The following is a 23,291-nucleotide window of genomic DNA, read 5'->3' as shown; positions in this document are numbered from 1 at the left end:
TGCTGACACGCGAGGTCGCGCGCCGTTCACCAAATGGTGAGTCCGATGCGGTAAAGGTAGACCCCTTCCCGAGGGGTCCTGGGCCGGTCTGGTCCACCGTGGGGAATCTGTGGACGAAGCGTTGCCGAGCCGTGCATCAGGTGTGGATTTCAGCCGCCGGTGTGGCCGGTCAGCCAGTCGCGGGCGAGGCGTCCGTACGCCGTCGGCCGGCCCTTGTCGTCGGCGACCAGCGCCATCGGGTCGGCGGGGTGGTCGGCCCAGACCCAGAACAGCGCACCGAGGTTGTGCTCGTCGGACCACGCCAGGTAGTCGTCGACGTAGCCACCCGTCGGGTCCTCGGCGCCCAGCTCGGAGGTCAGCACCGGCACGCTGTCGGCGAGCCGGCCGACGACGCCGTCCCAGCACTTCTCGGTGCCGCACTCCTTGAAGTCGTAGGAGTGGAACGCCGCGATCAGCTGGTCGTCGTCCGGCGCGAACTCCTGCCAGTGCGAGAGGTCGTTGGCGTAGTCCAGGCCGCCGAGCAGGATCGGCTGGCTTGCGCCCGCGTTGCGGATCGCGCTCACCATCGCGTCCATGCCCTGCACGACGTAGGTCACCCGGGCGACGGTGGCGCTCTGGTCGTCCTCGATGGGTGCCCGGCAGCCGCCGTCGCGCCAGCACTGCCAGGTCAGGTCGAACAGGTAGCGGGTGCTGCTGGCGTTCCACCGTGAGTACGGCTCGTTGAACGCGTCGAACAGCACCGACGGGTTGTCCTGGTACGCCGAGGCGACCGAGGTCCAGAACGCGATCGACTCGGAGTCGGGCATCGCGAGGTTGCCGAACTCGGGCTGCCCGATCCGCTTGCGGCTGTGCAGGTCGAGGATCACGACGACGCCCTCGCGGTTGAGCGCGGTGACGAAGTCGTGCACCTCGGCTCGGTAGCCCTCGACGGTGCGCTCGACGTACTGGTCGCTGACTGGTGCGCCGCGGGTGCCGAGCCAGCAGTCCTGGTTCAGCGGCAGCCGCACGGTGTTGGCGCCCCACCGGGCGATCGCCTTCGCCTGCGCGACGGCGGGATCGCGCGCCACGACGCTGTCGAGCGAGGACATGCCCCAGCCCTGGGCGCAGGCGTACTCGAAGCTGCTCCAGTTGACGCCGCGCGGCACGAACTCGCGCCCGCTGCGGGCGTCGACGATCCGGTTGCCCTGCACGACCGGGTGCGCGGCGCCGGTCTCGGCGACCCCTTCCGCGGACACGGGCGGGCGCATCTGGGCGTACAGCGCACCGCCCGACAGCAGCACGATGACCGCGGCCAGCGCGATCCAGCGCGCGTATCGCATGGAGCCCCCCCTCGAAGCACCGCAATCGTACGGTCTGCCCGGGCCGTTATGTTGGGCGAATGAGCGAGACCGTCTTCACGTACGCCGCTCCGGCCCTCAAGTTCGGCACCGGCGCGTCCGCCGAGGTCGGCCACGACCTGGCGGCGTACGGCGCCCGCCGGGTGCTGCTGGTCACCGACCCGGGCGTCGCGGCGACCGGGCACCCGGCGCGCATCGCCGAGCAGGTCGCGGCGCGCGGGGTCGAGGTGACGACGTACGACCAGGTGCACGTCGAGCCGACCGACGACTCGATGAACGCGGCGATCGCGTTCGCGCGCGATGCCGGGCCGTTCGACGCCATCCTCGCCATCGGCGGCGGCTCGTCGATCGACACCGCCAAGGCGGTCAACCTGCTGACCACGAACCCGGGCGAGCTGATGGACTACATCAACGCGCCGGTCGGGAAGGCGCTCGCGCCGAGCCAGCCGCTGCTGCCGCTGGTCGCGGTGCCCACCACGACGGGGACCGGCGCCGAGAGCACCACGATCTGCGTGCTCGACGTGCTGGCCCTGCACGTGAAGACCGGGATCAGCCATCCCGCGCTGCGGCCGACGCTCGCGGTGGTCGACCCCGCGCTGACGCTCAGCCAGCCGACGCTGGTGACCGCGGCGTCCGGCATGGACATCCTGTGCCACGCGCTCGAGAGCTACACCGCGCGGTGGTACGCCGACTTCGACGCCAAGCAGCCCGAGCAGCGGGTGCCGTACTGCGGCGCGAACCCGATCGCGGACATGTGGTCGGAGAAGGCGCTCTCGCTGCTCGCCGGGGCGTTCCGCACCGCGGTGCGCACCGGCTCGGACGAGGCGGCTCGCGAGCAGATGGCGATGGCGGCGACGTTCGCCGGGCTGGGCTTCGGCAACGCCGGCGTGCACATCCCGCACGCCAACGCCTACCCGATCGCCGGCCGGGTCCGCGACTACCGGCCCGAGGGCTACCCGGACGTGATGGTGCCGCACGGGATGGCGGTCTCGCTGACGGCTCCCGAGGCGTTCCGCTTCACGTTCGAGGCCGCGCCCGAGCGGCATCTGCGCGCCGCCCGGCTGCTCGATCCCAGTGCTGCGGACGGTCCCGACGCGCTGCCCTCCGTGCTCACGTCGCTGATGCGCGACATCGGCATCCCGAACGGCCTCGCCGAGGTCGGGTACGGCGAGGCCGACGTCGCGGACCTGGTGGGCGGGGCGCTGCAGCAGCAGCGGCTGCTCGCGACCGCGCCGCGGCGTCCCACGGATGAGGACCTCGCGTCTGTGTTCCGCGGCTCGATGGAACACTGGTGAGGTGACCGTCAGCCCCGATCTCGTCGCCGCGCTGCGCGACCGGGGCGTCACCGACGTCGACGACTCGACGCTCACCCGGGCGCTCTACTCCTCCGACGCCTCGCTCTACCGCGTCGTCCCGCAGGTGGTCGTCCGCCCGCGGCACCCCGACGAGCTGGACGCCGTCCTCGACGCCTCCGCGGCCACCGGCGCGCCGGTGACGATGCGGGGGGCCGGCACCTCGATCGCGGGCAACGCCGTCGGCACCGGCATCGTCGTCGACACGCTCAAGCACCTCAACCGGGTCGTCTCGATCGACCGCGAGGCGCGGACCGCGGTCGTGCAGCCCGGCGTCGTGCACGCGGACCTGCAGCGCGCGGCCGCGCCGCACGGGCTGCGCTTCGGCCCGGACCCCTCGACCCACACCCGCTGCACGATCGGCGGGATGATCGGCAACAACGCGTGCGGATCCCGGGCGCTCGGCTACGGCCGGACGTCCGACAACGTCCTGGGGCTCGACGTCGCCTACGGCCCGGGCGCTGCGGACGTCGAGGCGCGGCTCGGCGCGCTGGTCGACCAGCACCTCGGCCACATCCGCACGTCCTTCGGCCGGTTCACCCGCCAGGTCAGCGGCTACTCGCTCGAGCACCTGCTGCCCGAGAACGGCCGCAACGTCGACCGATTCCTGGTCGGCTCCGAGGGCACGCTGGCGGTGGTGCGCTCGGCGACCGTGCGGCTGGTCGAGGACGACCCGGACCGGCACCTCGTGGTGCTGGGCTACCCGTCGATGGCCGAGGCCGCCGATGCGGTCCCGGCGCTGCTGGCGGTGGCGCCGTCGATGACCGCGTGCGAGGGCCTCGACTCGCGGATCGTCGACCTCGTCCCCGGCGCGCCGGCGCTGCCGCGTGGCGCGGGCTGGCTGTTCGTCGAGGTGCCGGCGGCCGAGACCGCCGCGGTGATCGCCGCGGGCGGGGCGCTCGAGCACCGGGTGGTCCCCGACGGCCCGGAGGCGGCCGCCCTGTGGCGGATCCGCGAGGACGGCGCCGGGCTGGCTGCCCGGTCGCTGTCGCGGCCGGCGTACTCCGGCTGGGAGGACGCCGCGGTGCCGCCGGAGAAGCTCGGCGCGTGGCTGCGCGACTTCGACGAGCTGCTGAAGGAGCATCGCCTCGACGGCGTGCCGTACGGCCACTTCGGCGACGGCTGCGTGCACGTGCGCATCGACTTCCTCTTCGACGACGGTGGCCGGTCGTTCCGGGACTTCCTGACCGCGGCGGCGCTCAAGCTGAAGGAGCACGGCGGCTCGCTGTCGGGCGAGCACGGCGACGGCCGGGCGCGCTCCGAGCTGCTGTCGACGATGTACGACGAGGAGTCGCTCGCGCTGTTCGGCGCGGTCAAGGCGATCTGCGATCCCGGCAACGCGCTGAACCCCGGCAACATCGTCGACCCGGCGCCGCTCGACGCCGACCTCCGGCCGGCCCGCCCGCGCCCGCTGATCCCGCTCGCGGACGCGATCCATCGCTGCACCGGCGTCGGCAAGTGCGTCGCCCCCAAGACCAACGGCGTGATGTGCCCGTCGTACCTCGCGACCCGCGACGAGAAGGACTCCACCCGGGGTCGCTCGCGGGTGCTGCAGGAGGCACTCGACGGCGAGCTCGTGAAGGGCTTCGCCGATCCCGCCGTGCACGAGGCGCTCGACCTCTGCCTGGCCTGCAAGGGCTGCGCCTCCGACTGCCCGACCGGCGTGGACATGGCGACGTACAAGGCCGAGGCGCTGCACGCGACGTACACCGGGCCCGACGCGCGGCGCCGTCCGCGCAGCCACCTGCTGCTGGGCCGGCTGCCGAAGTGGGCCCGGATGACCGCTCCGGTCGCGCCGCTGGCGAACCGGATGATGCGGCTGGGCCCGGTCGCGCGGATGGCGAAGGCGACCGCGGGCATCGACCAGCGGCGCAGCATCCCGGCCTTCGCCCCCAAGACGCTGCGGCGTACGACGGGCGTGCCCGAGGTCGTCCCCGACGTCTGGATCTGGGCGGACTCGTTCACCGACCACTTCCTGCCGAGCACCGGGCTTGCCGCGATCGAGTTCCTGGCGTCGGTGGGCGTCACCGCGCGGGTGATCCGCGACGACGCGTGCTGCGGGCTGACCTGGGTGACCACGGGCCAGCTCGACGAGGCGCGCGCGATCATGACCCGCACGGTGCGGACGCTGAAGCCGTACGTCGAGTCCGGGGTCCCGGTCGTCGGGCTGGAACCGTCCTGCCTCGCCACCCTCCGCAGCGACGTGCCGGAGATGGTGGGGGAGCGCCTCGACGTGCTGTCGTTCGCCGAGCTCCTGGAGCGGCTCGACGTGGCGCTGCCGGACCTGACCGGCGTCGACGTGGTGGCGCAGCCGCACTGCCACCACGCGTCGATCATCGGCTGGGCGGCGGACAAGCGACTGCTGGAGAGGGCCGGCGCGACCGTGACCCAGGTGGCCGGGTGCTGCGGGCTGGCCGGCAACTTCGGCATGGAGAAGGGCCACTACGAAGTCTCGGTCGCCGTGGCCGAGACGCACCTGCTGCCGGCGGTGCGCGCGAACCGCGACGCGGTGGTGCTCGCCGACGGCATGTCCTGCAAGGTCCAGCTCGACGACCTCGCTGACGTCCCCGCGATGCACCTCGCGGAGCTGCTCGCTTCTAGAATCGAGAAGTGACTCCCCGCCAGCGCCGTCTCGTCATCCCGATCGCGCTGGTGGCGCTGCTCCTGATCGTGATCATCGCGGCGGTCGTCTGATGGGCAACGAGCCGCTGCTGCGCGCCCTCAACCGGATGCGCGGGTTCATCCTCGACCCCGACGTGCTGGTCAAGGCCGTCGCGTCCGGGAAGCAGAAGGGCGAGCAGCCGACCTGGCGGCGCGTGGAGCTGCGCTACGTCGACCTCAAGGCCGGCCGGCACCTGCAGGTCACGTCGTACGACGCCACCCAGGCACACACCGCCAACCACGCGGTGGGCGACGCCGCGCGGGACGCCGTGGACGCCCTGCTCGACGAGCCGTTCGGCAACTGGCACGTCGACACCACGACGCAGAGCCACCAGGTGCGGGTCACCAAGAAGCTCGAGGCGGTCGTGCACACCACCGACCGGGAGGCCGAGGTCGAGGCCGACCGTGGGCACGACCGCGACAAGCCCCGGCTGCTGGCCGAGGACGATCCCGTCTTCATCGCGCTCGGCATCTCGGACGCGAACGGGAAGCTCAAGCCCAGCCGGCAGGCGAAGTACCGCCAGGTCGAGGAGTTCCTGCGGCTGCTCGACGCCTCGATCACCGAGGCCCGGCAGAAGGGGCACCTGCGCAAGCCCACGCCCGAGGACCCGCTGCGGATCGTGGACCTCGGCTGCGGCAACGCCTACCTGACCTTCGCCGCCGAGCGGTTCCTGTCCCAGCGGCTGCCGGTCCGGCTGACCGGCGTCGACGTCAAGGAGCAGTCGCGCGAGCACAACTCCGCGGTCGCCGCCGAGCTCGGCATCGACGCGGACTTCGTGGTCGGCAGCATCGGTGGCGTCCAGCTCGACCGGGCGCCCGAGGTCGTGCTGGCGCTGCACGCCTGCGACACCGCCACCGACGAGGCGCTGGCGCGCGCGGTCGAGTGGGACGCGCAGCTGGTGCTGGCCGCTCCGTGCTGCCACCACGACATCTCCGCCCAGCTGCGCAAGGCGCCCACGCCCGCGCCGTACCAGATGCTCACCCGGCACGGGATCCTGCGCGAGCGGCTCGCCGACACCCTGACCGACGGCCTGCGCGCCTCGCTGATGCGGCTGCAGGGCTATCGCGTCGACGTCGTGCAGTTCGTCGAGAGCCAGCACACGCCGCGCAACACCATGCTGCGCGCGGTCCGCACCGGCGCCCCGGTCAAGGGCGGCTCGGCGCGCAAGGAGTACGACGAGATGGTCACCACCTGGGGCCTGCGGCCGAAGCTGGCGGAGCTGCTCCACTGATGCTGGATCGCGTCCTGGGGCTCGTGTCGCTGGTGCCGTTCGCGATCGGCTCGATGGCCGCTCCGGCCGCGGCGCCGTCCTCGGTGGACTTCGAGTTCCAGGACCCCGCGATCGTCGAGTCGAGCGGGCTCGTGGTCCAGGGCGGGCTGTTCCTCACGACCAACGACTCCGGCGACGGGGGCCGCGTGTTCGTGGTGGACGGGACCGGCCGGACCGTCGGCACGACGTCGTGGGAGCCGGAGCCGGAGGACGTCGAGGCGCTCGCGCCGGCCGAGCCCGGGTTCGTCTGGGTCGGCGACATCGGTGACAACTCCGCGGCCCGGGAGTCGGTCACCGTGCTGCGGGTGCCGTACGGCCGGACGGCGCAGGAGGTCGAGCCGGCGTCGTACACGCTGGTCTACCCCGACCACGCCCACGACGCCGAGACCCTGCTGGCCCATCCCCGGACCGGGCAGCTCTTCGTCGTCTCGAAGAACGTCTTCGGCGGCACGGTGTACGCCGCGCCGCGCACGCTCTCGGAGAGCGAGCCCAACCGGCTGCGCGAGGTCGCCGACCAGGTCAAGGGCGTGGCCACCGACGGGTCGTTCTTCCCCGACGGGCGGCACTACGTGCTGCGCGACTACGTGGACGCCACCGTGTACACGTTCCCGGGGCACGAGCCGATCGACTCGTTCAGGCTGCCCGCGCAGCGGCAGGGCGAGGGGATCGCGGTCGACGAGCGCGACGCCGTGCACGTGAGCACCGAGGGGCAGTTCACCCAGGTGCGGTCGGTGCAGCTGCCGCCGAAGCTGCAGGCTGCGATGCAGCCCGAGCGGCCCGAGCAGCCCGCGACGACGCCGCCGTCGGAGGTCGAGGGCGCGCAGGCCGATGAGCCGGTCTGGCCGTGGCTCCTGCTCGGAGCGGTGGGAGCCGGGTTTGTGCTGCTGATCTTGCGGAAACTCACTCGGCATGGTGCGGCTTCGTAGGACGTCTCCCGACCAGCCCGGCTGGTCACGCCGGCGCGCCGGTCGCGGCTTCGTCTACCTCGACCAGCACGGCGACCGGCTCCCCGAGGAGGACGTGCAGCGGATCCGGGACCTGGTGATCCCTCCCGCCTGGACCGACGTGTGGATCACGCCGTACGACAACGGGCACCTGCAGGCCGTCGGCACCGACGACGCGGGACGGCGGCAGTACCTCTACCACCCGGACTGGCGTGCGCGGCGGGACGCGGAGAAGTTCGACCGGATGCTGGAGTTCGGCAAGGCGCTGACCAAGGCGCGCGAGCTCGTGGTGCTCGACCTCGGCCGCGAGGGGATGCCGCTCGAGCGCGCCTGTGCCGCCGCGGTGCGGCTCCTCGACCTGGGGTACTTCCGGATCGGCAACGACGTGTACGCCGACACCAACGGCTCCTTCGGCCTGACGACCCTCGAGCGGCGGCACGTGCGGCGCCGCCAGGACCGGCTGGTGTTCCAGTTCGTCGGCAAGTCGGGCGTCGAGCACCGCATCGAGATCGACGACGCGACGGTGATCCAGGCGATCGACGTCATGCGCCGCCGGCGCGGGTCCGACCTGCGACTGCTGGCGTACAAGAACGGTCGCGGGTGGCGCTCGATCCTGCCGGACCTGGTCAACGAGTACGTCCGGACGTCCACCGGGCTCGAGGTCACCGCGAAGGACTTCCGCACCTGGCACGCGACGGTCCTCGCCGCCGCCGCGCTCGCGGAGAGCGAGGAGCCGGGGCAGACGAAGGCGTCGCGCAAGCGCGCGGTGGCCGGCGCGATGAAGGAGGTGGCGTCCTTCCTCGGCAACACCCCGACCCTGGCGCGGTCGTCGTACGTCGACCCGCGGGTGATCGACGCCTACGAGGAGGGCCGCACGATCGCGCGCGCCACGCGGCGCCGCTACGACACCACCGACGAGCGACAGGCGGCGCTCGAGCGTGCGACCCTGCGCCTGTTGAAGGGAAGCTGATGGAGATCACGGTCGTGCGGGGCGACATCACCACCCAGCGGGTCGACGCGGTCGTCAACGCGGCCAACCGGGCGATGCGCGGCGGTGGCGGCGTCGACGGCGCGATCCACCGGGCCGGCGGGCCGGCCGTGCTCGCGGACTGCGTCGCTCGGTTCCCGCGCGGGCTGGACACCGGCGCCGCCGGCTGGACGACGGCGGGGGAGATGCCGGCGCGGTGGGTGATCCACGTGGTCGGCCCGAACTACACCGCCGGCGAGCGGGACCGGTCGCTGCTGCTGTCCTGCTACACGCGGGCGCTCGAGGTCGCCGACGAGCTCGGCGCGTCGTCCGTGGCGTTCCCGCTGGTGTCCGCGGGCGTGTACGGCTGGCCCAAGGACGACGCGATCGCCGCGGCCCTGGAGACACTCCGCGCCTCGGCCACCGAGGTGACCGAGGCGCGGATCGTGGCGTTCGACGCCGCGACGTACGACGACGTCCTGGCGGCTACGAGATCGTGACCGCCTGGGTGCCGGACGCCTCGGCCCACCCGAGCTTCGGGACGTACTTGATCGTGATCGTGCCGGAGGCGGTCGGCTTGATCGTCGCCTTGTAGTCGCCGGTCGTGTTGGTGGTGACGTTCAGCGTCCCGGTCTTTCCGCCCACGAGCGGGTAGGTCACGGTGATCCGCGACGACTTGAACGGGATCATGTCCGAGCCGGAGGCCTGGGTGAGCTTGCCGGTCACGATCACCGCCGTGCCCGCCGTGACCGTGCTCGCCGAGAGCGCGGAGGTCAGCTCCGTCGCCCGCGGGGTGACCGTCAGGCTGATGTCGTCGCTGGTCGAGGCCACGACGATGCCGGTCTTGCTGACCTTGCCGGCGTAGCGCGCCTGCAGGGTCGCCGTCCCGAGCGGCTTGATCACGGCCGAGTAGGTGCCGTCGCCGAGGGTCGTCGCCGAGCCCGCGGTGGTCCACTTGGTCGAGCCCGGGTACTGGTACCAGAACGTCACCTTCTCGCCGGCGGCCGGAGCCTCGTCGGCACCGGTCGGCGTGCGGGAGAGGGTGCCGGTCACCGTCACCGGGTCGCCGGCGTTCGTCGTGTCGTCGTCGACCTCGGCGGTGACCGCGGTCGCGCAGTCGCCGGACGGGATCGTGACCACGATCTCCGAGCTGGCGACGCTCGGGATCGCCTTGGTCAGCGTGGTCGCGACGGAGTACTTCGCGGCGACCATCGACACCGGCTTCGAGGTGGCGACGCCGTTCACGTCGGTCGTGGCCGTGCCGGCGCTGGCCGGCTTCAACGCGGTCGCCGTGAGCTTGCGGAACGTGACGCCGATGCCCTTCACGCCGACACCGGTGCTCTGGTCGACGACCTTCGCGCTCAGCACGCCCTTGCCGCCCACGCACGTGACGTACGCCGCGGCGTCCGAGCCGTCGATCTTGAACGTCGGGGCGACGGTGCGCGGCGTCAGCGAGAAGGTGATCGGGATGGTGCGGACGATCGTCTCGCCTGCCGAGTCCGTGACGGTCGCGGTCACGGTCGATGCGCTCAGATTCTTGGCGTCACAGGTCACGGTCGTCTGCACGGCCGTCCGGTCGGCGAACACGCAGTCGCGGCGCTTCGACGTCCAGGCGATCGTCGTCGTCCGCCCCGCAGGCACCTCGAGGCTCAGCGCGACCTGGGTCGGCAGGCCGGCGACGGCCGGGTTGTTGACCGTCATCGAGCCGCCGAGCTTGGTCGGTACGCCGGAGGATCCGCCGCCCGAGCCGTCCCCGCCACCGATCAGGAACCGCGAGTCCGCGGCGTTCCAGTGGGTGTCCAGGTAGGAGCCGCCGGTCGGGAACGTCGAGAAGTAGTCGTCGTCGTTGCAGTCGAGCAGGTGCTCCTGGTCGGTCGCGCAGATCTGCTGCATCGCCTTGCCGCCACCGTCGGCGTAGCACATGGTGTCGGACTCGTCGTAGCAGTGACCGGCGTTGGTCCCGTGCGGGGCGTCGCTGAACACCGAGCCCATCGTGTGCGCGAGCTCGTGCGCCTCCACGGAGTGCGAGGTCGCCGTACCTCCCTGGCCCCAGCAGGGGGCGTCGGTGCGGGCGTACTGCGGGTACAGGCCGTTGTTGGGGTTGGACTGGTCGGCGGGGGTGCTGTACGGGTAGGTCACCGCGATGCCACAGATGCCGAAGCCGCTGCCGTCGACCCACATGAGGTACTTGCGGTTGGGGTTGTTGTAGCCGAGGTTCTGCAGCGCGGCGATCGAGGAGTTGAACGACGCGAACGAGCCGGCCGGGACCGTGACGTTGAGGACCTTCGCGGAGCAGGTGCCGTCACCGTTGTCCTCGGTCACGTAGCGGACGTTGCGCACGCCGCCGGTCTTGGCGGCGGACAGGTTGAACACGGTGTCCACGCCGGCAGCCCACTGCTGGATGTCGTCGGCGAGGTCGGCGTACCGGTTGGGCTTGTCGGCGGTCACCATGTAGATGGCCTGCGTCCGGAAGCCCGAGGTGCCGTCGCCGTCGCACTCCACCTCGTCGGAGACGGCCGCGACCTCGGCGGGCACCGGGATCCCCTCGTCCTCGGCGGCAGCCACGGCGGCGGCCGCGCCGCCCTCGCGCTCCTCGAGGACCGAGGTCGGTACGTACTTGTCCAGGTCGACGCCCATCGGAGGCTCGTCCGCGTGGGCGCAACCCTGGGGCGCGCCCGGCTCCGCGGGAACGATCACCTCGTCACACTGCGCCCACACGTCCGAGACGTCGGCGTAGGTGCCCTCGCGCGAGTGGTCGGCCAGCGTGCTGACGCTGACGGCGACACCACCGATCGCGAGGGTGGTGGCCGCGAGGAGCGCGACGAGGCGACGAGGGGACCTGGGCGAATTCATCCGTGAACTCCATGACTGTCCGGACGACTCATCCGTGAGTCGTCTGCTAGATCGTCTATCGGCCTCCCGGGCCCCGGACTTGAGGCGTTGCCGCCATGATGTGTCCCGTGAGGCTCGTGGTCGCAGCGCTGGTCCTGCTGCTCGTGGGGTGCGGCTCGTCCGACCCCGCCTCGCCGCCCACCGACATCGCGTCGACCACCTGGATCGGCATGCAGCCCGGCGACGCCCGCGCCTTCGACGGCCCCGGCGGCGAGCTGGTGCTGGTCTACGTGGACGAGACGTACGACATCGGCGCCGACGACTACGCCTCCGCACTCACCTGGTCACACGGCGGCGAGTACACGACGGACTACTGGATCCAGGACGACGACGGCACCCTGTGGTGGTACGGCCGCAAGGGCAAGTGGCGCGCCGGCAGGAACGGCGAGGAGCCGCGCGAGGTCGACCTCGCCGGCGGTACGGCGACGTTCGGCGACACCGTCATCACGCTCTCCGACGACGGCCCCACACAGGTCGAGACGCCGCACGGGGTCTACACGCCGTGATCGAGGTCGGATGAACGTCCTGCTGTACGCCGACCTTCGCTACTCCTGCGGGAACTGAACGGTGCCGGCGCGTGTGACGCGGTAGCGCCGGCCGTGTGGGCCGGTCCAGGTGTAGGTGCCGTCGGGTTCTCGTCGGTATCGCCATCGTCGTCTGGTCTTGGCGCGGTGGTGATGTCGGCAGAGCGGCGCAAGGTTGAGGGGCGATGTGGCGCCGCCGTCGTCGTACGGGATGACGTGGTCGAGGTCGCAGGAGCGGGCGTCAGTGGCGCACCAGGGGAAGACGCAGTGCTGGTCGCGCAGGATGACCTGCTCGCGCATCCAGGCGGGCGGGTCGTGGCGGTCGACGGCGTCGGTGCGGTCCATCCGGATGACGGGGACGACGGTGACCGCGCTGTGGCCGACCCAGTCCTTGATGCGCTGCACGCTGAGGGGACCGAGTCGCTCGACGGAGCCGACGCCGAGGGTGTCGTCATCGAGGCCCGACTGATCGGTGTGCACGTAGAGCCGGACCCGGGGTCGGGCTCCGGTGCCGAGGTGGCGGACGGCGAGGGCGCGGCGTACGTCGAGGGTATCGGCGTCGGGGAGCTTCTCGGCCTCGGTGGTGAGGCGTTCGTAGAGCTGGGTGAGGTCGGCGGTGTCGCCGGTGATCTCGAGGATCGAGGAGCCGACCCACCGGCCGGGGCCGGCCATGGGTCCGTGGAAGAGCCGGACGCCCCAGCTGGTGCGGTCGATGACCTCGGCGTCGATCTGCTCGGGCGCCTGGGTGGCGTCGGCGATCGCGCGGTCGATGAGCCGGTGTCCGCAGGTGTGGGCCTTGGCCGCGAGAACCTGGTCGACCTCGGCGGCCTGCCCGGCCGTGAGCTGGCTGGTGGCCTGGGCGATGCGGCGGGCGCGCCAGGCGGGGACCTCGAGGGCCTCGACGCGCGCCCAGGTGCGGGGGAGGCGGTGGTGGAGGTCGAGGGCGTCACTGATGAGCTGACGGGCGGCGTGGGTGGTGATCTGGAACGCCGCGCCGAGGGGGTCGGCGGTGAACTCCTCGACGTCGGGGGTGCCGTCACCGCCGGCGTGCTCGACGTGACCCTTGGCGGCGTCGGCCGGGTCGGCGGGGTGCAGGTGGGCCCAGTGGAGGGCGTAGCGCAGCCGGCGTCGTTCGGCCCGGCGGGACTCGGTCTCGGCGTCCTCGCACAGCGCCAGCAGCCAGTCGGCGTCGACGTCGTCGACGACGATCGGCTGGTGGGTGCTGTCGGTCTCGATCACATGTCCACTCAAGCACTGGCCACCGACAGTCAGGGCTCAAAATCCCTTGTTCTGACCGGGATGTGGACACTTTTCAGAAACACTTCTGCGGTTCCTCGGGCGCCTCACTCGCCGTGCCGGCGCCGGGCCGCGAACACACCGATCCGACCGGATGCCGGCGTCCTTCCGATAGGGGCCGCAGACTGCGCCGTACGGAAGGACGACGCAAGTCCGGCAACAGCTACCTGTGCTCGATCACCCAGTCGATGCAGGCGGTGAGGGCCTCGACGTCGGCGGGGTCGACGGCGGGGTACATCGCGATGCGCAGCTGGTTGCGGCCGAGCTTGCGGTAGGGCTCGGTGTCGACGATGCCGTTGGCGCGCAGGGTGGCGGCGACGGCCGCGGCGTCGATGGACTCCTCGAAGTCGATGGTGCCGATCACCAGCGAGCGGTGGTCGGGGTCGGCGACGTACGGGAAGGTGTGCGGCGACTTCTCCGCCCACGTGTAGAGAACGTCGGACGAGGCGGTCGTGCGCGCGACCATCCCGGCGAGGCCGCCGTTCTCGTTCATCCAGTCCAGCTGCTCGGCCATGAGGAACAGCGTGGCGACCGACGGGGTGTTGTAGGTCTGGTTGAGCGCGGAGTTCGAGATCGCGGTCGGCAGGTCGAAGAACGCAGGGACGTGCCGGCCCGAGCCGGCGATCGTGGCCGCCCGCTCCAACGCGGCCGGCGACATGATCGCGCTCCAGAGACCGCCGTCGGACGCGAAGCACTTCTGCGGCGCGAAGTAGTAGACGTCGCACTCGCGGAGGTCGACGGGCAGGCCGCCGGCACCCGAGGTCGCGTCGATGAGGACGAGGGCGTCGTCGGCCGCGCCGGCGGGCCGCACGACGGGCGCCATCACCGCGGTGGAGGTCTCGTTCTGCGCCCAGGCGTAGACGTCGACGCCGTCCTCGGCGACCGCCACCGGCCGCGAACCGGGCTCGGACCTGATCACGGTCGGGTCGGCCAGCCAGGGCGCGGCGGCCGCGGCGGAGGCGAACTTCGCGGAGAACTCACCGAACGACAGGTGCTGGCTCTTCTGCTGGATCAGCCCGTACGTCGCGATGTCCCAGAACGCCGTGGCGCCACCGTTGCCGAGCACCACCTCGTAGCCCTCCGGCAGCGAGAACAGGTCGGCGAGCCCGGACCGGACCCGTCCGACGACACCACGGACCGGAGCCTGCCGGTGCGACGTCCCCATCAGCGACGAACCCGTGGCAGCCAGCGCGTCCAGGTGCGACGTCTGGATCTTCGAGGGTCCCGCGCCGAAGCGGCCGTCGGCGGGGAGGAGGTCGCGGGGGATCTGCGGGGCGTCGCTCACGGCCCCTATTCTGTCAGCCTCGGCCCCAGACTCTCGGGAGATGACAGATCATGAACAAGCGCACGCCGGGCCAGACCCTGCTCCTCGTCGTGGGCATCATCGTCTTCCTGGGCGGGCTCGCGTGCGTGGTCGCGGGCTTCGGAGGCTTCGTCGGCTCCTCGGACGACCCGGCCGGCGACAGCGGGTCGAGCAGCCTCATGCTGTTCGCCGCGGGTGGCTTCTCGATGGTCGTCGGCTTCGGCATCGTGGCCTTCACGCGCGCGGCGATCCTGACCGGGAACGGCGCCTACACGCGGGTGACCATCGAGCAGGGCACGGCGCCGCGTGGCGCCGGACCGTTCTGCTCGCAGTGCGGGTCGCGCAACGACGCCGAGGCCCGGTTCTGCGACGCCTGCGGTCAGCGCCTGCCGACCACCACGTAGCGCTCGTCGTCGATGCGCTTGCCCCAGTACGCCGGGTCCGCGAGCGGGCGCACCGACGCGGTGAGCCCGGCGCCCTCGACCAGGGCCGCGGTGCGCTCGGCGGTCAGTCCGGTGCCGGTCGACCACTGACCCTCGATCAGCAGCAGCCGCCCGTCGCGCGCCAGCAGGTCGACCCAGCGCGCGAGGGCCTCCGCCGGCTCCGGGATCGCCCAGAGCACGTGCCGGCACAGGACCACGTCGTACGCGCCCTGCTCGAACGGGGGCACGGCGGCGTCGCCGACGACGAACCCGACGCCGGGGAACGTGCCGGCCTTGGCGTTGGCGCGCCGCACCATCTCCGGGGAGACGTCGATGCCGTCGACCCGGTGGCCCTCCTCGGCGAGCAGCAACGAGAGGCTGCCGGTGCCGCAGCCGAGGTCGGCGACGCGGCACGGCGCCGGCGGCGTCAGCCCGACGATCAGGCTCCGCCACGCGTCGTGGACCTGCGGGTCGCGCAGGCCGTGGTCGGGCTCCTCGTCGAACCTCGCGGCCTCACCGTCCCAGAATTCGCGATCGGCGGAGGTCATCCCCTGACACTAGGCTCCTTGCCGTGCTTCTGCCTCCCCAGGTGGCCCAGGGTGTCGCCGACGGCTCGGTGACGTTGGCGTTCCGCCGCTGGCGCAAGCCGGACGTCCGGCCCGGCGCCGAGTTCCGCACCGTGGCCGGTGTGGTCCGCGTGGACGCCGTCGAGGTCGTCGCGGAGATCACCGACGAGGAGGCGGTCGCAGCGGGCTGGCCGGACGCCGCCCGGCTGCGCAAGCAGCTGGACAAGGTCTCCCGGGACCAGGGCGCTGAGCTGCCGACGTACAAGGTGACGCTGTCGTGGGCGGGCCCCGACCCGCGGGTCGCGCTGCGCGAGAGTGCCGACCTCACCGACGACGACGTGGCCGCGATCGATACGAGGCTCGAGCGACTCGACCGCGCCAGCAGCCACGGTCCCTGGACGATGGCGACGCTCGACGTCATCCGCCGCCGCCCGCACACGCGGGCGCCGGACCTCGCCGCGGAGCTGGGCAGGGAGCGCGACCCGTTCAAGATCGACGTCCGCAAGCTCAAGAACCTCGGTCTGACCCGCAGCTTCGAGGTCGGCTACGAGGTGTCCCCGCGGGGCCTGGCCTACCTGGAGCGCACGAAGCGGACGTAAGGTCTTCGTCCATGCGCCTTCTCGGGATCGCTGTCCTGCTGTCCACCCTGCTCGTCGCGCCGCCGGCCGTCGCGGAGTCCGACATCGAGGACTACGCGTCGTACGAACCGTCGTCGAAGTGCCATCCGCGGGCCCGGCCCGGCACCGACTACCTCGCGCACTGGATGGTGCGGAAGTTCGGTGGCGGCTTCGGCGGCACGGCGCGCCCGTGCGATCGCAAGGCCACCTCGGAGCACCAGAACGGTCGTGCGTTCGACTGGAGCCTCGATGCCACCAAGCGCGCCGACCGTCAGCGCGCCCGGACCTTCATGTCGCGCATCTTCCAGACCGACCGGCACGGCAACACCGACGCATGGGCGCGTCGGATGGGCGTCATGTACATCATCTGGAACGACACGATGTACCCCGCCTGGGACCACTTCGAGCCGGAGCCGTACCTCTCGTCGAGCTGCCCCCGGCGTCCGCGGTGCTCCAAGACGCTGCGGCACCGCGACCACCTGCACCTCTCGCTGACCACCCGCGGCGCCCGCGGCCTCACCAGCTGGTACGACGGCCGGCTCTAGCGGCGGCCGCCCCGCTCCCAGCGGTGCGTCTCGGCGACTGCGCAGCCCACGAGGGCACCGCGCGCCGCCTCCTCGGTCGCGCCGAGCGCGGCCGCGCCCAGCAGCATGGCGCCGTCGTCGGAGAGCAGCGGGCCGAAGCCGGCCAGGTCTCTGGGGGGCGCCGGGAGGTCGTCGTACGGCGCGGGCCGGTCGAGGAAGCCGATCGCCAGGCACCCGCCGGTCACGGACATGTCGAGCACCTGCCAGGCGGTCCGTCGCAGCAGCACGTCGCGGTAGGCGCCGGCCTGGTAGCTCGGCTCGTCGAACACGAACGCGCGCGCCGCGGCGACGTCCGGCACCTCGACCACGTGCACGCTGCCGGTGAGCGTGTCCTCGTCGAGGAACGTCGGGCCGCGCGCGATGAGCTCGAAGCGGTCCATGTAGGACCAGTGCTCCTCGACCAGATCGGCGCGCAGCGGGGTCGAGCCCGTGCGGTCGCGGTGGTAGCAGAAGAACTGCACCGCGCTACTGGCCCCACTCCTCGCGCCAGCCCTCGACCTCGGTCGCCGGCCGGGCCGGGGGACCGGTGTAGATCGCGGACGGCCGGATCAGCCGGCCGGTGCGCTTCTGCTCGAGGATGTGCGCCGACCAGCCACCGGTTCGCGCGCACGTGAACATCGAGGTGAACATGTTCGCCGGGACCTCGGCGAAGTCGAGCACGATCGCGGCCCAGAACTCGACGTTCGTCTCCAGCACGCGGTCCGGGCGGCGCTCGCGGAGCTCGGCCAGCGCGGCCTGCTCGAGAGCCTCGGCGACCTCGTAGCGCGGTGCGTCCAGCTCGCGCGCCGTACGGCGGAGCACGCGGGCGCGCGGGTCCTCCGCGCGGTAGACCCGGTGCCCGAAGCCCATCAGCCGCTCGCCGCTGTCCAGCAGGCCCTTGACGTACGCCCGGGCGTCGCCGCTCTTCTCGACGTCCTCGATCATGCCGAGCACGCGCGACGGGGCGCCGCCGTGCAGCGGACCGCTCATCGCGCCGATCGCACCGGAGAACGCCGCCGCCACGTCGGCGCCGGTCGAGGTGATCACCCGGGCCGTGAACGTCGAGGCGTTCATGCCGTGCTCCGCGGCCGACGACCAGTAGGCGTCGATCGCCTTGACGTGCTTGGGGTCCGCCTCGCCCTTCCAGCGGATCAGGAACTTCTCGGCGAGCGTCTTGCCCTCGTCGACCGCCTTCTGCGGTACGACCGGCTGGTGCAGACCGCGCGCCGACTGGGCGGCGTACGACAGCACCATGACCGCCAGCCGGCCGATGTCCTCGCGGGCCTGCTCGTCGCTGATGTCGTAGGTCTGGCCGAAGCCGAACGCCGGCGCGAGCATCGCCACCGCCGCCTGCACGTCGACGCGCACGTCGCCCGTGTGCACCGGCAGGTTGTAGGGCTCGGCCGGGGAGAGGCCCGGGGTGTAGGCCCCGTCGATCAGGAGGCCCCAGACGTTCTCGAACGGCACGCGGCCGACGATGTCCTCGATGTCCACGCCGCGGTAGCGGAGGGCGGAGCCCTCCTTGTCCGGCTCGGCGATCTCGGTGGCGAAGGCGACGACGCCTTCCAGTCCGTGTTGTACGTCGGTCACGGAGTGGAGTCTAGGGTCGGGTCATGGATCTCGCCGCCCTGCGTCAGGAGTACGGCCGGGCCGGCCTGGACGAGGCCGACCTCGCGCCCGACCCGATCACGATGTTCGAGGGGTGGATGCGCGACGCGGTGGACGCGCAGCTGTACGACCCGAACGCCATGGTGGTCTCGACCGTCGGTGCCGACGGCGCCCCGTCCTCGCGGATGGTGCTCCTCAAGGGCCTCGGCCCCGACGGCTTCGTCTTCTACACGAACACGCACTCCCGCAAGGGCGAGGAGCTGGCCGCCAACCCGCGCTGCGCGCTGCTGTTCCCCTGGCACCCGCTCGAGCGCCAGGTGCGGGTCGACGGGGTCGCCGAGCGGCTGCCGCAGGAGGCCGTCGACGCCTACTTCGCGGTCCGTCCGCGCGGTTCGCAGCTCGGCGCCTGGGCCTCGCCGCAGTCGCGGGTGGTGACCCGGGACGACCTCGCCGAGGCATACGCCGCCGCGGAGGAGCGCTATCCCGACGCGGTGCCGGTGCCCGACGAGTGGGGCGGGTACGTCGTGCGCCCCGAGGCCGTGGAGTTCTGGCAGGGCCGGCCGGGGCGGATGCACGACCGGCTGCGGTACCGCCGTACCGGCGAGACCTGGGCCGTGGAGCGGCTGGCACCGTGAAACCCATTTGTGAGTGAGTGCTCACTCACTCTAGGCTCGCGGTCATGTCACCCCGAGCCCGGCCGATGTCGCCCGAGGAGCGCCGCGCCGACCTGACCGACGTCACGCTGCGCCTGCTGCGCGTGCACGGCCGCGACGTGACCACGCGCCAGATCGCCGAGGCCGCGGGCATCGCGGAAGGCACGGTGTTCCGGGCGTTCGCGTCGAAGGACGAGCTGATGGACGCGGCGGTCGCGCGGGCGTTCGAGCCCGGCGACGTCGTCGCGCGCATCGAGGAGATCGACGCGGACCTGCCGCTGCGCGAGCGCCTGGTGCTCCTGGTCTCGATCCTCCAGCAGCGGTTCCGCGCGACGTTCGACCTCATGCAGAAGATGGGTTTCGTCGGACCGCCGCGCCACCTGCGCGACCAGGCCGCGGTCGAGGAGTGGCGGGCGCGCCAGGAGCTGCTGCTCCTGGCCGTGGTCGGCGACGACGCCGACCAGCTCCGCGTCCCGGTCACGGAGTTCGTGCACGTGCTGCGGATGCTCACCTTCGCCGGCAGCCACGACCACATCGCCGACGGCCACCTGCTCACGCCCGACGAGATCGTCGACACCCTCCTGCTCGGACTCCTGAGGAGGCCCGGATGCTGACCCAGCTGCTGCGCGAGCGGCTCGCGCCGTACAAGACCTGGATCGCCCTGGTGGTGCTGTTCCAGTTCCTCGGTGTCGTCGCGATGCTGTACCTGCCCAGCCTCAACGCCGACATCATCGACCGGGGCATCGCCACCGGCGACACGGGCTACATCCTGCGCACCGGCGCGGAGATGCTCGCGATCTCGTTCGGCCAGATCATCTGCTCGGTGCTCGCCGTGTGGTTCGGCGCGCGGACCGCGATGTCGTTCGGCCAGGACGTGCGAATCTCCCTGTTCCGCCGCGTCGGCACGTTCTCGGCCCGCGAGGTCCAGCAGTTCGGGGCCCCGTCGCTGATCACCCGCAGCACCAACGACGTCCAGCAGGTGCAGATGCTGGTGCTGATGGCGTGCACGATCGCCGTCCAGTCGCCGATCATGATGGTCGGCGGCGTGATCATGGCGCTGCGCGAGGACCGCGGGCTCGGCTGGATCGTCGTGGTGGCGGTCCCGGCCCTGTTCCTCTGCGTCGGCTTCGTGGTCAGCCGGATGGTGCCGAGCTTCCGCGTGATGCAGGCGCGCATCGACGAGGTGAACCGGGTGCTGCGCGAGCAGATCTCCGGCATCCGCGTGGTCCGCGCGTTCGTGCGGGAGCCGCACGAGGCGCAGCGCTTCGGGAAGGCGAACGACGACCTCACCGCGGTGGCGATCAGCGCCGGTCGCTGGATGGCGACGATGTTCCCGCTGGTGATGCTGGTGCTGAACGTCTCCAGCGTCGCGGTGATCTGGTTCGGCGGCCACCGCATCGACGACGGCGAGATGATGCCGGGCGCGATGACGGCGTTCCTGTCGTACCTGATGCAGATCCTGATGTCGGTGATGATGGCGACGTTCATGCTCATCCAGATCCCGCGGGCCGCGGTCTGCGGCGACCGCATCGCCGAGGTGCTGGGTACGACGACGTCGGTCGAGCCGCCGGCCGACCCGGTGGCGCCGGACCCCGCGCTGCGCGGGCATCTCGCCCTCGAGCAGGTCACGTTCGCCTACCCGGGCGCCGAGGAGCCGGTGCTGTGCGACGTCTCGTTCGAGGCGCGGCCGGGGCAGGTGGTCGCGGTCATCGGCTCGACCGGCGCCGGCAAGACCACGCTGGTCAACCTGGTGCCCCGGCTGTTCGACGCGACGTCCGGGGTGGTGCGGGTCGCCGGCCAGGACGTGCGCGACCTCGACCCCGACGTCCTGTGGGCGCAGCTCGGCCTGGTCCCGCAGAAGGCCTACCTGTTCAGCGGAACCGTCCGCAGCAACCTCCAGCACGGCAAGCCCGACGCGACCGACGAGGAGATGTGGGCCGCGCTCGAGGTGGCGCAGGGCCGCGACTTCGTCGAGGCACTGCCCGAGGCGCTGGACGCCCCGGTCGCGCAGGGCGGCACGAACTTCTCGGGCGGTCAGCGGCAGCGGCTGGCGATCGCCCGGGCGCTGATCCGCAAGCCGGCGATCTACCTGTTCGACGACTCGTTCTCGGCGCTGGACCTCGCGACGGACGCGCGGCTCCGCGCGGCGCTGAGACCCGAGACCGTCGACGCGACGGTGGTGATCGTCGCCCAGCGGGTCACCACCATCAAGGACGCCGACCTGATCCTCGTGCTCGAGGACGGCCGGGTCGTCGGCAGGGGCACGCACCACGAGCTGCTGGCCGACTGTGCGACGTACCAGGAGATCGTCACCTCGCAGATGAGCGCGGAGGAGGCGGCCTGATGGCGAAGACGCAGGAGTTCAAGGCCACCGAGCGGATCGAGGCGCCGCAGGGCGGTCCGGGCCGCGGGGCGATGGGCGGCGGCATGGTCGGCCAGAAGGCGATGGAGTTCGTCCCGTCCGGCAAGCGCCTCGCCGCCCGGCTGCGCCCGGACCGTGGCAAGGCCGTGCTGGTCGTGCTGCTCGGGGTCGTCAGCGTCGCGCTGATGTCGGTCGGTCCGCGCATCCTCGGCCACGCGACCGACATCGTGTTCAACGGCTTCATCGGCAAGCAGATCCCGCCCGGTACGCCGGAGTCCGAGTGGCCGCAGGCGGTCCAGGGCATGGACGTCGTCCCCGGCCAGGGTGTCGACTTCGACGCGGTCGCGCACGTGCTGATGATCGTGCTCGCGATCTACGTCGGCGCCTCGGTGCTCGGCTGGCTGCAGGGCTTCATCCTCAACACCGTCGTGCAGAACACCGTCCGCACGTTGCGCCAGGACGTCGAGGACAAGATCAACCGGCTCCCGCTCGGGTACTTCGACCGGTCGCCGCGCGGCGAGCTGCTCTCGCGGGTCACCAACGACATCGACAACGTCAGCACCACGCTGCAGCAGACGATGAGCCAGCTGCTGACGTCGGTGATGACGGTGTTCGCGGTGCTCGCGATGATGTTCTGGATCTCGCCGTTGCTGGCCCTGGTCGCGCTGGTCACCGTGCCGATGTCGCTGCTGGTCACCGCGCAGATCATGAAGCGGTCGCAGGGGCAGTTCGTCGCCCAGTGGCGGCGTACCGGCGCCCTGAACGCGCACGTCGAGGAGTCGTTCTCCGGCCACGCGCTGGTGAAGGTCTTCGGTCGCCAGGAGGAGGTCGAGGCGAAGTTCGCCGAGGAGAACGACGAGCTGGCGAAGGTCAGCTTCGGCGCCCAGTTCGTGAGCGGGCTGATCATGCCGTCGATGATGTTCATCGGGAACCTCAACTACGTGCTCGTCGCCGTGATCGGCGCGCTCCGGGTCGCGAACGGCCAGCTCTCGCTGGGCGAGGTGCAGGCATTCATCCAGTACAGCCGACAGTTCACCCAGCCGCTCACCCAGATCGCGTCGATGGTGAACCTGCTGCAGTCCGGCGTCGCCTCGGCGGAGCGGGTCTTCGAGCTGCTCGACGCCGACGAGGAGCCGGTCGACGCGACCGGCGCCGCCGCACCCGGTCGACGTGGCGAGGTGGCGTTCGAGCACGTGTCGTTCCGGTACGACGAGGACCGGCCACTGATCACCGACCTGTCGTTGGTCGCGCGGCCCGGGCAGACCGTCGCGATCGTCGGTCCCACCGGTTCCGGCAAGACCACGCTGGTGAACCTCGTGATGCGGTTCTACGACATCGACGCCGGCCGGATCACCCTGGACGGCGTGGACATCACCGCGATGCCCCGGGCCGCGCTGCGCAGCCAGGTCGGCATGGTGCTGCAGGACACCTGGCTGTTCGCGGGCACCATCCGCGACAACATCGCCTACGGCCGGCCGGGCGCCACCGAGGACGAGATCCTCGCGGCCGCGCGGGCGACGTTCGTCGACCGGTTCGTGCACTCGCTGCCCGACGGCTACGACTCGCTGATCGACGAGGAGGGCTCCAACCTCTCCGCGGGGGAGCGGCAGCTGATCACGATCGCCCGGGCGTTCCTCACCGACCCGGCGCTGCTGATCCTCGACGAGGCGACCAGCTCGGTCGACACCCGCACCGAGCTGCTGCTCCAGCACGCGATGGCCGCGCTGCGCACGGACCGGACCTCGTTCGTGATCGCCCACCGGCTCTCCACGATCCGCGACGCCGACCTCATCCTGGTCATGGAGGAGGGCGCGATCGTCGAGCAGGGCACCCACGAGGAGCTGCTCGCCGCCAGTGGCGCCTACGCCCGGCTCTACCAGTCGCAGTTCACGGCGGCGGCGGTGGGCGAGGAGGTCTGAGGCGGCGGCGGTTTCCCCGGTGCACCGGGGAAAC

General features: G+C 71.8%; 21 protein-coding genes. 14 read left to right on the top strand and 7 right to left on the bottom strand.

Going from position 1 to position 23,291, the window contains the following annotated elements:
* Positions 1-149: 149 nt before the first annotated feature.
* Positions 150-1,319 (bottom strand): glycoside hydrolase family 5 protein, encoded by a 1,170-nt coding sequence (locus ABD875_RS16975; protein WP_345180318.1) that lies wholly within the window; start codon positions 1,317-1,319, stop codon positions 150-152.
* Positions 1,320-1,378: 59 nt separating this feature from the next.
* Here ABD875_RS16975 and ABD875_RS16970 point away from each other — a divergent pair, with 59 nt between their 5' ends.
* The 6 genes from ABD875_RS16970 to ABD875_RS16945 all read left to right on the top strand — a co-directional run bounded on the left by ABD875_RS16970 (position 1,379) and on the right by ABD875_RS16945 (position 9,032).
* Complete coding sequence (locus tag ABD875_RS16970; protein ID WP_345180316.1) at positions 1,379-2,632, top strand: hydroxyacid-oxoacid transhydrogenase; 1,254 nt, start codon at positions 1,379-1,381, stop codon at positions 2,630-2,632.
* 1 nt (position 2,633) lies between these two features.
* Positions 2,634-5,303: an FAD-binding and (Fe-S)-binding domain-containing protein gene (locus ABD875_RS16965; RefSeq protein WP_345180313.1), complete on the top strand. Its 2,670-nt coding sequence runs from the start codon at positions 2,634-2,636 to the stop codon at positions 5,301-5,303.
* Between the two features lie 79 nt (positions 5,304-5,382).
* Positions 5,383-6,582, top strand: coding sequence for a class I SAM-dependent methyltransferase (locus ABD875_RS16960; RefSeq protein ID WP_345180312.1), 1,200 nt, complete (start codon positions 5,383-5,385; stop codon positions 6,580-6,582).
* Positions 6,582-7,547, top strand: coding sequence for a hypothetical protein (locus ABD875_RS16955; RefSeq protein ID WP_345180310.1), 966 nt, complete (start codon positions 6,582-6,584; stop codon positions 7,545-7,547). The genes ABD875_RS16960 and ABD875_RS16955 overlap by 1 nt, the downstream gene beginning before the upstream one ends.
* Positions 7,531-8,535, top strand: a complete 1,005-nt coding sequence (locus tag ABD875_RS16950; protein ID WP_345180307.1) for a DNA topoisomerase IB — start codon at positions 7,531-7,533, stop codon at positions 8,533-8,535. Before ABD875_RS16955 ends, ABD875_RS16950 begins: the two co-directional genes overlap by 17 nt.
* Complete coding sequence (locus ABD875_RS16945; RefSeq protein WP_345180530.1) at positions 8,532-9,032, top strand: O-acetyl-ADP-ribose deacetylase; 501 nt, start codon at positions 8,532-8,534, stop codon at positions 9,030-9,032. The genes ABD875_RS16950 and ABD875_RS16945 overlap by 4 nt, the downstream gene beginning before the upstream one ends.
* On the opposite strand, the gene ABD875_RS16940 is transcribed toward ABD875_RS16945, so the two are convergent.
* A complete protein-coding gene (locus tag ABD875_RS16940; RefSeq protein ID WP_345180305.1) occupies positions 9,019-11,385 on the bottom strand; it encodes a hypothetical protein in 2,367 nt (788 codons plus the stop codon). The two genes, ABD875_RS16945 and ABD875_RS16940, sit on opposite strands and share 14 nt — an antisense overlap.
* Before the next feature lie 107 nt (positions 11,386-11,492).
* Here ABD875_RS16940 and ABD875_RS16935 point away from each other — a divergent pair, with 107 nt between their 5' ends.
* Complete coding sequence (locus ABD875_RS16935) at positions 11,493-11,930, top strand: hypothetical protein (RefSeq protein ID WP_345180304.1); 438 nt, start codon at positions 11,493-11,495, stop codon at positions 11,928-11,930.
* 39 nt (positions 11,931-11,969) lie between these two features.
* Here ABD875_RS16935 and ABD875_RS16930 read toward each other — a convergent pair whose 3' ends face one another.
* Positions 11,970-13,187: an HNH endonuclease signature motif containing protein gene (locus ABD875_RS16930; RefSeq protein ID WP_345180302.1), complete on the bottom strand. Its 1,218-nt coding sequence runs from the start codon at positions 13,185-13,187 to the stop codon at positions 11,970-11,972.
* 220 nt (positions 13,188-13,407) lie between these two features.
* Positions 13,408-14,529, bottom strand: a complete 1,122-nt coding sequence (gene serC, locus ABD875_RS16925; protein WP_345180300.1) for a phosphoserine transaminase — start codon at positions 14,527-14,529, stop codon at positions 13,408-13,410.
* 50 nt (positions 14,530-14,579) lie between these two features.
* Here serC and ABD875_RS16920 point away from each other — a divergent pair, with 50 nt between their 5' ends.
* Positions 14,580-14,951, top strand: coding sequence for a zinc ribbon domain-containing protein (locus tag ABD875_RS16920; protein WP_345180298.1), 372 nt, complete (start codon positions 14,580-14,582; stop codon positions 14,949-14,951).
* Here the strand turns inward: ABD875_RS16920 and ABD875_RS16915 are convergent.
* On the bottom strand, positions 14,927-15,517 hold the full coding sequence (locus tag ABD875_RS16915; protein WP_345180296.1) for a class I SAM-dependent methyltransferase: 591 nt from the start codon (positions 15,515-15,517) through the stop codon (positions 14,927-14,929). The genes ABD875_RS16920 and ABD875_RS16915 overlap by 25 nt on opposite strands.
* A gap of 23 nt (positions 15,518-15,540) precedes the next feature.
* On the opposite strand from ABD875_RS16915, the gene ABD875_RS16910 reads away from it, so the two are divergent.
* Together ABD875_RS16910 and ABD875_RS16905 are read left to right on the top strand one after the other, a co-directional pair.
* The gene (locus ABD875_RS16910; protein WP_345180295.1) at positions 15,541-16,134 is read left to right on the top strand and encodes a hypothetical protein; all 594 of its coding nucleotides are present in this window, start codon (positions 15,541-15,543) and stop codon (positions 16,132-16,134) included.
* Between the two features lie 11 nt (positions 16,135-16,145).
* Positions 16,146-16,697: a VldE C-terminal domain-containing protein gene (locus ABD875_RS16905; RefSeq protein WP_345180293.1), complete on the top strand. Its 552-nt coding sequence runs from the start codon at positions 16,146-16,148 to the stop codon at positions 16,695-16,697.
* On the opposite strand, the gene ABD875_RS16900 is transcribed toward ABD875_RS16905, so the two are convergent.
* Complete coding sequence (locus ABD875_RS16900; protein ID WP_345180292.1) at positions 16,694-17,197, bottom strand: YciI family protein; 504 nt, start codon at positions 17,195-17,197, stop codon at positions 16,694-16,696. The genes ABD875_RS16905 and ABD875_RS16900 overlap by 4 nt on opposite strands.
* Before the next feature lie 4 nt (positions 17,198-17,201).
* Positions 17,202-18,305, bottom strand: coding sequence for a citrate synthase 2 (locus ABD875_RS16895; RefSeq protein WP_345180289.1), 1,104 nt, complete (start codon positions 18,303-18,305; stop codon positions 17,202-17,204).
* 23 nt (positions 18,306-18,328) lie between these two features.
* On the opposite strand from ABD875_RS16895, the gene pdxH reads away from it, so the two are divergent.
* Genes pdxH through ABD875_RS16875 form a run of 4 tightly spaced genes read left to right on the top strand, consistent with a single transcriptional unit; the run spans position 18,329 to position 23,257 of the window.
* Positions 18,329-18,958, top strand: a complete 630-nt coding sequence (pdxH, locus tag ABD875_RS16890) for a pyridoxamine 5'-phosphate oxidase (RefSeq protein WP_345180288.1) — start codon at positions 18,329-18,331, stop codon at positions 18,956-18,958.
* 44 nt (positions 18,959-19,002) lie between these two features.
* Entirely contained in the window at positions 19,003-19,590 is a 588-nt protein-coding gene (locus ABD875_RS16885) for a TetR/AcrR family transcriptional regulator (RefSeq protein ID WP_345180286.1), read from the top strand.
* The gene (locus tag ABD875_RS16880) at positions 19,584-21,320 is read left to right on the top strand and encodes an ABC transporter ATP-binding protein (protein WP_345180284.1); all 1,737 of its coding nucleotides are present in this window, start codon (positions 19,584-19,586) and stop codon (positions 21,318-21,320) included. Before ABD875_RS16885 ends, ABD875_RS16880 begins: the two co-directional genes overlap by 7 nt.
* Positions 21,320-23,257, top strand: a complete 1,938-nt coding sequence (locus tag ABD875_RS16875) for an ABC transporter ATP-binding protein (protein WP_345180282.1) — start codon at positions 21,320-21,322, stop codon at positions 23,255-23,257. The genes ABD875_RS16880 and ABD875_RS16875 overlap by 1 nt, the downstream gene beginning before the upstream one ends.
* The last annotated feature ends 34 nt before the right edge of the window (positions 23,258-23,291 follow it).

Source organism: Nocardioides caricicola (assembly GCF_039541135.1).
GTDB lineage: Bacteria > Actinomycetota > Actinomycetes > Propionibacteriales > Nocardioidaceae > Nocardioides > Nocardioides caricicola.
This window is presented reverse-complemented; position numbering and strand designations above follow the sequence as displayed.